The 13369-nt window shown below is 57.5% G+C and carries 14 protein-coding genes; 10 read left to right on the top strand and 4 right to left on the bottom strand.

Annotated features, from left to right (window positions below):
- The first annotated feature begins 202 nt into the window (after positions 1–202).
- Both B097_RS0111280 and B097_RS0111275 read left to right on the top strand, forming a co-directional pair.
- Positions 203–538 (top strand): HigA family addiction module antitoxin, encoded by a 336-nt coding sequence (locus B097_RS0111280; RefSeq protein WP_018582633.1) that lies wholly within the window; start codon positions 203–205, stop codon positions 536–538.
- Positions 539–753: 215 nt separating this feature from the next.
- Positions 754–1515, top strand: a complete 762-nt coding sequence (locus B097_RS0111275; protein WP_018582632.1) for a hypothetical protein — start codon at positions 754–756, stop codon at positions 1513–1515.
- A gap of 84 nt (positions 1516–1599) precedes the next feature.
- Here B097_RS0111275 and B097_RS0111270 read toward each other — a convergent pair whose 3' ends face one another.
- The gene (locus tag B097_RS0111270) at positions 1600–1869 is read right to left on the bottom strand and encodes a DUF1540 domain-containing protein (protein WP_018582631.1); all 270 of its coding nucleotides are present in this window, start codon (positions 1867–1869) and stop codon (positions 1600–1602) included.
- Between the two features lie 400 nt (positions 1870–2269).
- Between B097_RS0111270 and B097_RS0111265 the strand changes: the two genes are divergently transcribed.
- From B097_RS0111265 to B097_RS12975, 8 genes are all read left to right on the top strand, one after another.
- Entirely contained in the window at positions 2270–2500 is a 231-nt protein-coding gene (locus B097_RS0111265) for a type II toxin-antitoxin system ParD family antitoxin (protein ID WP_026254490.1), read from the top strand.
- 86 nt (positions 2501–2586) lie between these two features.
- Positions 2587–3717, top strand: a complete 1131-nt coding sequence (locus B097_RS0111260; protein WP_018582629.1) for a hypothetical protein — start codon at positions 2587–2589, stop codon at positions 3715–3717.
- A gap of 585 nt (positions 3718–4302) precedes the next feature.
- Positions 4303–4623, top strand: a complete 321-nt coding sequence (locus B097_RS13535; protein ID WP_147287092.1) for a hypothetical protein — start codon at positions 4303–4305, stop codon at positions 4621–4623.
- A complete protein-coding gene (locus B097_RS12980; protein WP_081618063.1) occupies positions 4583–5737 on the top strand; it encodes an ImmA/IrrE family metallo-endopeptidase in 1155 nt (384 codons plus the stop codon). The genes B097_RS13535 and B097_RS12980 overlap by 41 nt, the downstream gene beginning before the upstream one ends.
- A gap of 128 nt (positions 5738–5865) precedes the next feature.
- Positions 5866–7440, top strand: coding sequence for a type I restriction-modification system subunit M (locus tag B097_RS0111245; protein WP_026254489.1), 1575 nt, complete (start codon positions 5866–5868; stop codon positions 7438–7440).
- On the top strand, positions 7440–8615 hold the full coding sequence (locus tag B097_RS0111240; protein WP_018582625.1) for a restriction endonuclease subunit S: 1176 nt from the start codon (positions 7440–7442) through the stop codon (positions 8613–8615). Before B097_RS0111245 ends, B097_RS0111240 begins: the two co-directional genes overlap by 1 nt.
- Positions 8615–9526, top strand: coding sequence for a restriction endonuclease (locus B097_RS0111235; RefSeq protein ID WP_018582624.1), 912 nt, complete (start codon positions 8615–8617; stop codon positions 9524–9526). Before B097_RS0111240 ends, B097_RS0111235 begins: the two co-directional genes overlap by 1 nt.
- A gap of 111 nt (positions 9527–9637) precedes the next feature.
- The gene (locus B097_RS12975; RefSeq protein WP_018582623.1) at positions 9638–10603 is read left to right on the top strand and encodes a type IV toxin-antitoxin system AbiEi family antitoxin domain-containing protein; all 966 of its coding nucleotides are present in this window, start codon (positions 9638–9640) and stop codon (positions 10601–10603) included.
- On the opposite strand, the gene B097_RS0111225 is transcribed toward B097_RS12975, so the two are convergent.
- From B097_RS0111225 to B097_RS0111215, 3 genes are read right to left on the bottom strand one after another with little or no spacing between them, the layout of a single operon-like run.
- Positions 10568–11554 carry an IS481 family transposase gene (locus tag B097_RS0111225; protein ID WP_018582622.1) on the bottom strand — a complete coding sequence of 329 codons (987 nt, stop codon included), beginning with the start codon at positions 11552–11554 and terminating at the stop codon, positions 10568–10570. The two genes, B097_RS12975 and B097_RS0111225, sit on opposite strands and share 36 nt — an antisense overlap.
- A gap of 51 nt (positions 11555–11605) precedes the next feature.
- Positions 11606–12373 (bottom strand): MerR family transcriptional regulator, encoded by a 768-nt coding sequence (locus tag B097_RS0111220; RefSeq protein WP_018581286.1) that lies wholly within the window; start codon positions 12371–12373, stop codon positions 11606–11608.
- A 13-nt stretch (positions 12374–12386) separates the two neighbouring features.
- Positions 12387–13292, bottom strand: coding sequence for a DUF2268 domain-containing putative Zn-dependent protease (locus tag B097_RS0111215; RefSeq protein ID WP_040429357.1), 906 nt, complete (start codon positions 13290–13292; stop codon positions 12387–12389).
- Positions 13293–13369 lie beyond the last annotated feature (77 nt).

Genomic DNA, 13369 nt, shown 5'->3' with positions numbered 1-13369 from the left:
GTTTGCCTGGTGACACACATTGCGTTTGCCGGTTAGCCGCTTCATCGTAGGGGCTGTTCATTTCGCGACTACTCGTGAACTTAAGTAGGTTGATACCTGAGATCAGACCCTTTCGAGACTAACGGGCGGGTGAAATCGTTTGATTGAAAACTTCAACGTGCGGTGCTTCGGAAGTTGTCGATTATCACTAAGAGGAGAGACCATGACGAACGATAAGATTCCACCGATCCACCCAGGTGAGGTGCTGCTGGAGGATTTCATTAACGGTTTCGGCATCACGCAGCACAAGGTTGCGGTATCTATAGGAGTGCCTCCGCGCAGGATTGACGAAATTGTTCATGGAAAGCGCTCGATTACCGCAGATACTGCGGTCCGTCTTGCACGGTATTTTGGGACCTCGGCTGAATTCTGGATGAATTTGCAGTCTGGATATGAGATCCGTCTTAGCCGGGGCAATCTAGCTGATACTTTGCGCGATATCACTCCGCTGCAAACGGCCTCCGGAACCGATGTTGCGCCTACTCCGACCTCTAGATAGAGATCCAGCCCACTCCCGACCGGAGTCGAGGCGGGCTGAACGGTTAACTCGATCATATCTCTTAGCATTCTTAAGGTCCAAGCGCGTTTACATGTAAAGCCGGCCTGCTGTGATAGCCCCCTCCCTTTTGTTTAAAAAACTTTGCCCAAAACCCTTGACACCCTTCCATCGGCTAAGTTAGGTTAGCCTTACCTTAAGCAAAAGGAGGTTTTGGCATGGCGGATAACCTGCAACGCGTGGACGTCAAGGTGGACGCGGCTCAGCGTTTGGGAGTCAGCTTGGCGGCCCGCATGATCGCTGGGCAAGGCGACATGTCCCTGCTGGATTACGCCAGCGGCACGCCCCGACACATTCGGGTGGCTGCGCATGGGCTCAGCGCCCAGGGTCTCGACGCTCACGGCAAGCTGATCGTGTCCTGCTATCGGGAGGACGTGGAGCACCTAGCGCCGACGAAAGTGCGTGTTGACGTCACACTGCGCGCCCCGCACTTCCAGCTGGTCGCCACCACTGCCAGCGTCCATGCTTTAGGTGAAGTGGAGTGGATCTCTGACAACGGCCCGTGGATCACGGGTGTTGTCGATCTCTCTACCGTGTACGTCCACTACGTGGCCGGCACCTGTGCCATCCCGTTTGACCACGTGGTCACGCACGTGAACCGTCTGCCGCTACTGGCGATGGATCGCTTAGCTGCTTACGACGAGGCCACCGCACTAGCCAGTGCTGAGTTGGACTCAGTAATGGACGGGGTTGCCCGCGGAGTGCTCGTCGGCGAGATGCTCCCGCCGCTGGACCAGCCGGTCTGCGAGCACCTGCGCAACCGCATCATGGTGATCGATGTGTGCGAGGTGGGCGTGACGCTGTTGCGCACGACGGATACCTCTCGCGTCGCGGCGTATGTGATGTTCCCGGAACCTGTGCGTTCTGTTCAAGACTTGTCTACCGCGCTGCAGGCGTTGGTAGCTCAGACCTCGGCGTAACGCAATTTCGCGTATCTGTGTCCACGTCGAGACAGTGAAGCGGGCCCCTTCCGTCCCGGGAGGGGCCCGCTTCCAGGTATTTCGCTAGGCGACTTCGTATGCGCCGCACTCCGCGTTCTCACCGGTGATGGTGATTGTGGAGTTGGTGCACAGAAGGTCCTTGTTGTGGGTGCATTCCAGACGGTGGCAAGCACCGACGGCGCCGTCTGCAGGGCGGCCAGCACGCACATCGATAGTCGTGAAGGTAGCGCAGGTAGCAGTGGAATCGCCGGCGACGGTGATGCCCAATGCTGTGCAGCCTTCATTGTTGAATGCGCAGGTGGTCGTGGAGCAGGAAGCAATTGCGGTTGTCATGGTGTGAACCTCTCAAGTTGATGTGTGAAGGGGTTCGCGTATCTGTTGTTTTCGAGTATAGGGAACTTAAAAGGTACTCACAAGCAAGGTAAACCTACCCTGACCTGCGGAAATAACGTCACAAAAGTGTGCTTTAATTCGTGCCGCTTTACGACGATTACCCCTCCCGGGCCATCCTGTTTCGGAGGGACTGGGCGCGCCTGTGGATAACTCGGAAGGGGTTATCCACAAGCCGACCTGGGAAAATATACTTTTTCAAAAACTGTTGCGTGGGAACGGTGCGGGCGGGCTATGTTGAGTCTTAACGGCGCTTCAGGGGCGAAGCGCCGGGGCACAACAACCACAACAAACTTAGGGGGAACGCCATCGCATGATTACCAACAATTGGTACTTTGGCTCTATGTCTACTAACACATCCGTCAGCCTCGACGACCATTTTGTCCAGTTCATCGCAGACCAAGTTTCGTCAGGAAGGTACCGCAATGCCAGCGAGGTAATCCGAGCCGGATTGCGTCTTCTCGAAGAGCGCGAAACTTATCATGAGGCGGTGAGACAAGCGCTGATCGAAGGCGAAGAAAGTGGGCCACTGACCAGCTTCGACTTTGACAAGTTCATCGCCGAACGAACTTAGAAATATAAACACGAGAACAACCACCTAACGGCGCTTCAGGGGCGAAGCGCCGAGACTTAACAATCACACAAAGGGGGAACGCCATCATGGCGAACACAACAACCAAAGAAACAACTGCACTGGCCACACTGTACGAACTGGCAGGAATGCTGACAGAACGAATCGACGAAGGTATCTCCGCATACCAGGACCTCGCACCAATGACCGAGAAGGACACCGCTCTTTTCCTGGTGGCGTTGACGATGCACCACCATCAAGTCGAGACGGAGGTCCGCGACCTCGTGCAAGATGCATTCGGGATCACACCGAATTTTCCCGAGATCGAAGCCGCTTTCGAAGATGTCACGAACAACATCCGCACCCACCGCGCGAACTTCACACCGCTGGATATGGATGATCAGGACAAAGCGTGGGTGCGCGGCATTCTGCTCAGCTCCCCAGTGATCACCAGCCTGATCTACGGCGGCCACGTGAAAGTCCCAATCACCAATCTCCACAACACCGACCCATCACCCCAGGGCGCCCTAGTGCGCTACACGCAGCAGCTTGTCGACGCCTGCCAGTTCAACGAGCGCGATCTCAAGCTGATCGACTATGAGATGTGGGAAATGGGTGCATATGCCTCCGAACGTTTCGACTCGCTCCTGCGCATGATTGATCGCCACGATCCGCACCTGCCGTTGCACCCATTTGCTCAGCCGGATCCGCGTCTGCAGCGCTGGATCGATAACAACGCGCCAGAGTTGCACATGTTTAACCCGCAGATGCAGCAGACCATGCTGATCGCGGTCTTGGGGCGCGGCATGTTGGCCGCGGTGGATCCGAACTGTGGCGGCGTGAACATCACCGAATATGCCCGGGCCTGTTTGAAGGATTCGGCACATTATGCGACAGCGATCGTCGATATGCTGCCTGTAACCATGCACGACGATGAAGCGCCGATCGCGTACATGGACAACGCGATCGCCTACCTGGGCAGCCACGAGGCCGCACGAGCCATGGGCATCGACAAGGACGCCGTGATGACTGAACTGCACGAGCTGTGCCACGTCCCCGCGACCGCCTCAGCCGCAACCCTCCCCCGCGACAATTGGGCCGCGCGGGTGATCCTGGGCGTGCAGCGGGCCGATATTTGGGAGCTTGACGACGAACCCCTCTCCCCCATGGGCCGCATGATCCTGCGCAAGAGCCTGGCGAGGGAGACTCGCCAGTACTAGGATCGCGGCTACGACCCCCTTTTCTAAGGCATATCTGCTCAGACTACAGCTTCTTTCCCCGCGCAAAGTGGGAGACGCACTGAAGGCGCGGGGGCTGAGCTCTAAAGCGCATGGGCGGAATTGTTAAATTCAAGTCTATTTAGCCCAGAAAAGGTGTCAGTCCAACTTACGAAAAATCTATAGCGGGCTAACAAGAAGCCATGTAACCTGGAATGTGTCTGGTTTTGGTACGTGAAATGAGGGGCCATGGGTCAGCCGATATCGGCCAACGAATTAGCTGTCATTAGCGAGAATGATGCTGCTGAATATGTGCAGTCACTTGGACTAGACCTAGAGCTGATTAGCGCTGCTCTGCGGGACGGAGAGTTCGGAACACGGGACGTGTATCGGGACCCATCGTTTCCGCCCACGGCTCCCGGTTACTTTCGGTGGGCCCATACAGTTGCTACGCTCCGGCGCGGGCACGTAGCCGATGGGGATTGGGAGCTGCACGATGATCACAACCGACCACTTATCAGGGCTCGTGACGCGGATCGGACCGTCACGGCCTGTGGAGGGACCGCTGACGTTGGTAATCCCGACGGCGTGCCAAACGTAGCGAACCGTAAAGGGCGAGCAACTGAACGCACCTATGAGCAAATGCCATTGATTTCTTTATCGCAGGTGGTGAAAATCATGGGCAAAGATAAATCAGCACCAGACGAAGGACATTGGATGCTGTTGTACTACCGTGGTAAGGACGAGCTGAGGGCCGAGCTTTCTCTCCCAGAAGGTATCAAAGAGGGAAAAGTTACTGGGTGGCGTGTCCGAGTGATGCTGCCGCCTCACCTATTCAATCAGGGCCTAGAGGAACTGCCTGAACGAAATGGAGAAGACGATGTCGATTTCTACCTCGAAGAGGCATAGAGACTGGCTCGTTGAACCAACTCGAATCACTAATGCGCGACTGCGCCGCGGTCTAACGAAAACGGAACTAGCACGCAATCTGGATGTAACTACTAGGACGGTAGCTAGGTACGAAGAAGATGGGGCCCCGACAGATGTGGCGGCACGTCTCTCATCGACGTTGTCATTCCCAGAAGACTACTTCTTCCTCGAGTCGCCAGCTCGTCTTGAGCGGGAAGATTTAGCGTTTCGTTCTGCAGCCCGTACTTCTGCAGCCGTGAAAGATGCCGCGGTGTCGTCGGCAAGCCATGGCGTTGACTTGCACCTCTGGCTGAACAAGCGGTTAAAGTCGCCCCAGCCAGACGTTCCATTCTTAGGAAACATGAGCCCAGAAGAGGCTGCGGGGCAACTCCGTCATGATTGGGGCCTCGGTTTGGAACCGCTCCCAAACCTCGTGCAACTAGTGGAATCTCATGGCATTCGTGTCTTTGGAATCCCCGCTCTTGGGGATTCAGTGGACGCATTTTCCATGTATCACGAACGCCAGCCATACATTTTCTTGACGCGCCGCAGGACACCGGAAGGCGTGCGGTTCGACATCGCACATGAACTGGGCCACCTTGTTCTGCATTCTCGTGGAAACAATTACGCCGCCGGCAAAGAGGACGAACGTGAGGCAGATCGCTTTGCCTCTGAGTTTCTCATGCCCACCGCATCTGTGCGTAATTACATGCCACAGGACCCAACGCGGGAGCAGCTTTTTGACCACAAGCGGTATTACGGCGTGTCCGCCATGGCGATGGCAGTAAAAGCAAAGACGACAGGGAAACTTACAGAGTGGTCTTTCCGGTCCGTGAGAAAACGCCTAGTGCACGCGGGCTTCGACGTAGCCGAGCCCGGTGGCTTGAGCAGCTATGAACAGTCACGGGTGTTCACTTTCCTTTTCTCTCCCGAACGCACCCAGCGCTGGACACCTACTAAAGTCGCGCACGAGCTGTCACTGCCAATCGATGATCTGCAGTCCCTCACATTGAATACCGTCTTGGCGCCGGTACCGATGAGGAATCAGGAAACTGTTCGGATCGCAGAATCAAAGGGCGAGTCGAAGCTCCGATTGCGGATTGTAAAAGGCTAGTTTCCCATCTACTAAAACGGAACAAAACCTAGGACACTTCAGTGCCTAGCCCAGAGCTGGCTGTTATGCCTGCGCCGAGCATGCCCCCTTCGCCCACTATTTCGGGCCGTTCCATTACGCTAAACACCATGATTACAGGCGCGTTAAAGTCCAAGGTGGACCGAATCTGGGACACTTTTTGGTCAGGCGGTATTTCCAACCCCACCACGGTGATTGAGCAGTTCACCTATCTACTGTTCATTAAGCAGCTCGATGATCAGCAAAATGACATCACGCTGCGCAAGCAGCTCGGCGATCCGAACGCGCCCGACGACATTTTCAGCGAGAATCAGCAGCACCTGCGTTGGCGCAACCTCATGCAGCTCAAGGACGAGGAGCTCAAACAGACCATTAATGATGAGGTCTTCCCTTTCATCCGTGCTGGTTTGGGCTCGGAGGGTTTCGCCCGCCACATGGAAAGGGCATCGTTCGGTATTGACAATGAGGGCACTCTTGCCAGCGTGATGCAGCAGATCAATGATCTGAACTTCTCTAACCGCGATATAGCCGGTGACCTCTATGAGTACATGCTGTCCAAGCTGGCTACTTCGGGTACCAACGGGCAGTTCCGTACACCCAGCCACATCGTCGATCTCATGGTCGCGTTGATGCAGCCCACGCCAAGCGACAAGATCATTGACCCGGCCGCAGGCACCGCCGGTTTCCTAGTGGGTGCTTCTGACTGGATCAGGCAGAACCACAAAGATGACCTTGCTGATAAGCGTATCCGTGAGGACTTCTTTGCCAATGGTCTGACCGGCTATGACTTTGATGCCACCATGGTCCGCATTGCCGCCATGAACCTGTACATGCACGGCTTCCAGAACCCGAACATTTCCTACCGCGATTCCCTACAGCAGATCCCGGATGCGGAGAAGGAAATCTATGACATGATCTTGGCGAACCCCCCGTTTTCCGGCTCGATTGATCAGAAGAAGCTGGATCCAGACCTCAGCAGCTTGTTCAGCACCAAGAAGACGGAGCTGCTGTTCGTCGCCCGCTTCCTCTCGCTGCTTAAGCCGGGTGGTCGCGCTGCAGTGATCGTCCCCGAGGGCGTCCTTTTCGGTTCGACGAAGGCCCACAAGGCCCTGCGCAAGGAATTGGTAGAGCGCCAGCAGCTCGATGCCGTGATCAAGCTGCCCTCCGGCACGTTCAAGCCCTACTCGGGTGTGTCTACCGCGATCCTGTGTTTCACGCGCGCTGATCATGAGGGCGCTACCGATGGCGTGTGGTTTTATGAGGTGCGTGCCGACGGCCGCTCCCTCGACGACAAGCGCACGCCGCTTCTCGACGAGCACCTCTTGGGTCCCCTCCCCACTGAGCGCCCGCGTGATTCTGACAACATCAACGACAACCCGCCCCTTGTGCCGCTTTCCGACGAGCAACTCGCCCACAACAATTTGCCCGATACCTTGGCTCGCTTCCGTGATCGTGACGGCGCCGAGAAGGAACGTGAGCGCACCGAGCAGTCTTTCATCGTGCCTGTCGACGAGATCCGCGAGGCAGATTATGACCTCTCGATGAACCGTTACAAAGAAATCGTCCTCGATGCGGAAGAGACCCGCAATCCGCTGGAGATTCTTGCCGAGATCAAAGAACTCGATACCAAAATCTCATCCGGTCTCGCAGACCTGGAAGCGATGCTGAAGGGTGGGCAGAGCTAATGGCTGGCACTAAAAGTTCGGCCAAGTGGCCAATGGTGAAGCTGGGGGAGCTTTATCGGAAGACGAAATCTGTCGACCCAAGAAAGTATCCCGATCAACCTTTCGTCTTGTACAGCGTTCCAGCATTCGATGAGAATGAACCGGAAAGACTCGTCGGAAGTGAAATTGGTTCTTCAAAAACCATTTTGGAGAACGGCGACGTATTGTTGTCGAAGATTGTTCCCCATATTCGGCGTTCATGGGTTGTTGGGAGCCATGAGGGTCAGGTGGTAGGAAGTTCAGAGTGGATTGTCTTCAACGATGAACGTTTCGATGCCCGGTTTTTGCAGCACTTTCTAATTTCAGATATTTTCCACGCAAAGCTAATGACCACCGTTGCTGGGGTTGGAGGTTCGCTTAGTCGCGCTCGGCCTAGTTCGGTAGCACTAATTCCTATCCCCCTCCCTCCCCTCGACGAACAGCGCAGGATCGCGGATATCCTAGATGTATCTCAGGATCTTTGTCGCAAGGCGGAACACCAGCTCCTTAATCTGAATGGGCTCTTGGCATCATATTTTGCGGGGGTTTTCTCCAATGTTGTCAAAAGTCAACCCTTAGGCGAGATGCTGCGCGCCAAGCCCGAATACGGAATTGGAGCACCGTCAACAGAATTCGACCAAACAATAGGACGCTATATCCGAATTACTGATATCACTGAGCAAGGTTTGCTGCGGTCGGACTCAGTCCGGAGTCCCGACTTTTCTGAAAAGACGTATCCGCAGGCGAAAATCGTCAACGATGGAGACCTGTTGGTAGCTCGTACAGGCGCGACCGTTGGAAAAAGTTATCTTCATCGGACAGAGAGTTCAAATCCATTTTGGTACGCCGGATACTTAATTCGTTTTAGGATCGATCCAGCGATTGTACAGCCGGAGATTGTTTATGACTTCATGCATACTCCGGCATATTGGGCGTGGGTTGAGGCTAGGAAACGAACCGTTGCCCAACCAAATATCAACGCTCAGATCTACTGTAAGGAGCTGAAAATCCCTGTACCGGAGAAAGGAGTCGCCGATAAATATCTCGAGGTTCGGAAGTTAGTCACGGGGCAGATTGAAGTGGCAAAAGAACGCCTCTTCAAGCTAAACGAACTCCACAAATCCCTCTCGATTCGCGCGTTTCAAGGGGAGCTCTAATGCCGGTACCCAAATGGCATGAGTTCATGATCCCGAGCTTGCGGGCATTGAGCGATGGGAAAGAATGGCGCCGTCGCGACATCATTAACTGGGTCGCCGACGACCTCGGCCTCTCAGAAGATCAACGGCAGGTGTTGATTCCATCAGGTCAAGAAATGTACGCCAACCGTGGAAACTGGGCGGTCACTTACCTCTCCAAAGCTAACGCAATATCCTCGCCACGTCGTGGGCATTGGGAGATCACCGATTTTGGTCGTGAGCTCGTCGAAAAGTATCCCGGCGGGATGACCGAGATGAACTTGCGTGAGGCGGTTGGACAGCCCGATGGGTCGTCAACGTACTTAGCCCTGAAGCTGGCCGCAGGGGATCAGGATATCGTCGAAAAGCCAGAAGAGCTTGACCCGTTCGAACAAATCCAAGTCGGTGTGGAGCGTAACCACGCATCGGTAGCCGGTGAACTACTTGTGCGACTCCATCAAAACGAGCCCGCGTTTTTCGAACAAGCCGTGTTGGCTTTGCTCATGGCCATGGGATATGGCGGAACGCGCGGCAAAGCAACGCGCACACAGCTGTCGAATGATGGTGGGATTGATGGCGTGATTGACCAAGACGCTCTGGGATTGTCCCGGATCTATGTTCAGGCCAAGCGCTATGCACCGGATACGGCGATTGGGCGACCAGACATTCAAGGTTTCGTCGGAGCGCTCCAAGGCGTGCAAGCGAACCAGGGAGTTTTCCTCACCACAGCTAAGTTCAGTCAGGGTGCCCAGGAATATGCCGATAACCTGCAATCGCGGGTTGTGCTTATCGACGGTGAACGGCTCGCTCGGTTGATGATCCGCTACGGGGTGGGTGTACAGACCAAGCAGACCGTGGAAGTTGTGGAGATCGACGAGGACTTCTTTGAGTAATTCCTGCCGTCTGGATTCAGCCCTATGCGCACTGAGTGTTAGATTTGTAACCGAAAAATGTGATAGATTCTAGATTTGTAACAGCTTGGATGATACAAACCTAGAAAAGAGGTGATACAAATCGACAAAGCTGAAGTAATCGAAGTTCTAGTGTTAGCGGCCTCCGCACAGTGGGGCATCATTTCCACCGCCCAGGCAGAGCGTGAAAGTGTTTCGCGCGTGCGCTTGGGGCGCCTCGCCTCTGAGGGGGTTATCGAACGCGATAGGCAAGGCGTGTACTTCATGCCTTCTGTTGGTTACGGACCGTTGCTGTCTCTGTGCTCGGCGTGGGTATCGCTGGATCCAGCCCTCTATCCTGATGAAAGGTGGAGCCAAGAGACCCTCCCGGCAGTTGTATCGCACGAGTCCGCAGCCTTGGTGCATGGTATTGGAGACCTGATTCCGGCGAAGCATTTCTTCATCAGTCAAAAACCGAAACAAACAACGCAGAAAGACATCCGGATTCATCTCCGCCGTGACATCACCAGGGCTGAAGTAACCCTGCGTGAGGGCCTTCCTGTGACCTCTGTCGTGCGCACTGTTGCAGATTTAGCTGATAAAGGTATTGAGTTTGATTACCTTGCCACGATCATCTCCGACGCATTGAAAAAAGGAGATGTTGAACAGTCCGAGCTGGAGGAAGCGCTAAACGCGCATGCTGCGTCTTATGGTTTCGATAATGGAAGGCACCTTCTAGGGAAATCCCTAGCCCTTAACATGGATCAGCGGCAGACAGAAGACGCTGTGGCAACATCCCTCGGAGTACTTCCTTATTTGAGCCCCGAGGTGTTTCGCTCTATTGAAGAACAAATCCCAGGTTCCATCCCTTTTGCTGTGTCCGCGCAACAGTCAAAGATTTTGGAGTCGCTAAGAGGCGATCTTTTTCCACCGCCCGCCATCTGGGAATATTTGGACAAGACGCAGGGTGCAATGAATGAGATCATGCGAGATTTTGCTTCGCGCGTAAATGCCTTCGCTAATCCCCCTGCGATCGCGGCAGCTCTAGCTGTACTGACCGGGAACGTTGATCAATCGTGAGAACGGCGGTTGGTTCCCACAGGCCGTGTGGGGCCGATGGTGGTTGTAGTAGTGCAGCCAGCCCTCGAGCTCACCGCGCCGCTCAGCCTCGGAGGTGTAGCAGCGAGCGTAGGCCCAGCCATCGGCCAGGGTGCGGTGGAAACGCTCGACCTTCCCGTTGGTCTGCGGCCGATACGGCCTCGTGCGCTTGTGCCGGATGCCCAGCTCGGCGCAGGTGTCTCGCCACAGGTGTGAACGGTAGGCGCCGCCGTTGTCGGACAGGATCTGCTCGACCGTGACACCGCGGGCGTTGAACCACTCGACAGCCCGAACGAGCACGGCGGCGGCGGTGAGGGAGGTCTCGTCGTCGTGGATCTCGGCATAGGCGACGCGGGAGTGGTCGTCGATGACGGTGTGGACGTAGGCCTTGCCCATGAGCGGATCCCGCCACTTGTTGCGGGGCTTGTCGGGTGTGGCGGCTCGGTTGCGGTCGCCTTGTTGTCGGCCGACGTAGCGCCAGCCGCCGCCGTCGGGGATGTTGCCGAGCTTCTTCACGTCGACGTGCAGCATTGCCCCGGGGTGGTCGTGCTCGTAGCGGCGCACTGGCTCCCCGGTGGCGCGATCGACGTGCGACAGCCGGTTCAGGTGCGCGTCGACCAGGATCCGGTGGACCGTGGACGGTGCGATCCCCAGCCGGCAGGCGAGTTGGACTGGGCCTTCGCGCAGTCGGAGGCGGAGCTGGACGCAGCGCTTCGCGGTGGCGTGGTTGGTCTTGTTCGGTGACCGGTGCGGCCGCGAGGTCCGGTCCTGCATGGACTGGCCTGTGCGGTAGCGGTCGGCCCAGCGCTTCACGGTGGGCCAGGAGACCTGAAACCTGGCGGCGACCTCGCTAATCGGCCAGCCTTGGTCGACCACGAGCTGGGCGACGATCAAGCGGTGGCGCGGCGTGAGGGCAGCGTTCGGATGTGACATGAGGACCTTTCGTGCTACGCCGGGCGGCGCGCAGTGGGACCTGGATGAGTGTCAGGTTGGGCTGACGTGGATCCGTAGTGCTTGGGCCGCGAAGTCGGCGGCTTCGGAGCTTCCGAAGGCGGGATGGAAGTCGGGATTGGTGACGTAGAGGTTGGCCATGCCGAGCACCATGGCGGTCGCGTTGGCCGGGTCGTTGGCATGGGTGGGGGTGCCGGGGATCTGGGCGAACCAGGCGACATGCGCAGCTGCATGGGCCTGTGCCTCGGGGCTCGATGGCCCATGGCCGGCGGCGTGCAGCTCGCCCCAGCGGGCAAGTAGCTGCTCGGCATCGGCCTGGAACTGCTGCTGTTGTGCCAACGTCTTGGCGTGCCACCACTGGTTGGAGGCGTCGAAAGCTTCTTGCCCCCAGCGGGAGACCACCTCGGTCTTGTAGCGGTCGTTGAAGCCCTCGAGCATCATGTCCATGCGGGGCAGACGCCCCTGGCGGCGCATGGCGATGGTGTTCTCGACAGAGGCTATGCGCCGGACCAGAGCTTCACGGTCACGACGGAGTCTGACGAGGTGCTTCTCCAGGGCAGCTACCTCGTCGGCCTGATCGTGTTCGGAGTCGAGGACTGTGGCGATCTCGTCGAGCGACACCCCGGCGTCGCGCAGCAGCAGGATGCGTTGGAGGCGGGCCACGGAGGTTGGGCCGTAGTAGCGATAGCCGTTGGCGCCGATCCGGTCAGGGGTCAGCAGGCCGATCTGGTGGTAGTGCCGCAGGGCTCGGCCACTGATCCCGGCACGTTGCGCCAGTTGCTGGACGGTCCACTCCACCACGACCCACCCTCCTTCACTGTCCAGTCGTTGCCAGACCCAACTGTGGCAGGGCCACGGCCAGGATGTCGGCTGCGGGGACCGTCACGCAGTCGGCTGCACTGCGACCGGTCGCGGACAGGTAGGCGTTGGCGATTCGGGCACCCGCTGCATAACCCGCCCCGGTGGGCAGGCCCACCGGGGTCCCGCCGAACAGGCGCGCGCTGGCATCGCCCAGAACCCAGGCACTGAAGTCCCGCATCCCGGTCACCCCCAGCCCCTCGACGACCCGCGCCAGCACCGGGTCACTGGTTCGGGTCTGATCGCTGACGAAGTGGGTGAATCCCCGCGCACCGTAGGTCTCGGCAGCGAACAGGTCCGCCAGGCCCTCAGCCACGACGTGCTCACCGACGGTGACGGTCCTGGGGTCCCACACCACGCCGCCGGGCGAGTAGCGCACGTTGTGGTGGAGCTCATGCAGTGCGATGGCCTCCAAACGGTCCAGTACCTGCGAGGTGGGCCAGACGGTGATTGCGATGAAGCCGCTGATCCCGCCGAAGGCCGACAGTCCACGGATCTCGTCCATGAAGTGCTTGTTGTCGGGGTCGCCCAGGACGAGTAGCACGCGAAGGTCAGGCATGGACATACTCGGGTTGGCTGCTGCCAACCGCTCCAAGCCGTCCTGCACGGCGCGCTCGACCCGACCCCACGCATCGGCTGCTTCCAAGGCCTCCAGGCCTTCGAGGACCAGGTCGCGTGGGGCTTCAGGTCCGAAACCGAAGTTCTGGGCATGTACCTGGGCCAGGTCCGGGCCGCCCGGGATGAATAAGTACATGCCGGCCATCGGCGCCCACAGGGCACGGGCCGCCTCATCCCATTCGCCCGGCTGTGCTTGAGCCAAGCGCCGCATGCCAGCGAGGCTGTCGATCATCGAGACTGTCATGCCCACGACTGTACACGTTGACGTCACGGCAAGGTCAATCTCTCGCTTCGATCAACGTCTCCGGTCAGTACATCTAG

This window comes from Corynebacterium pilosum DSM 20521 = CIP 103422 (assembly GCF_000373805.1).
In the GTDB taxonomy this organism is placed as follows: Bacteria; Actinomycetota; Actinomycetes; order Mycobacteriales; family Mycobacteriaceae; genus Corynebacterium; species Corynebacterium pilosum.
This window is presented reverse-complemented; position numbering and strand designations above follow the sequence as displayed.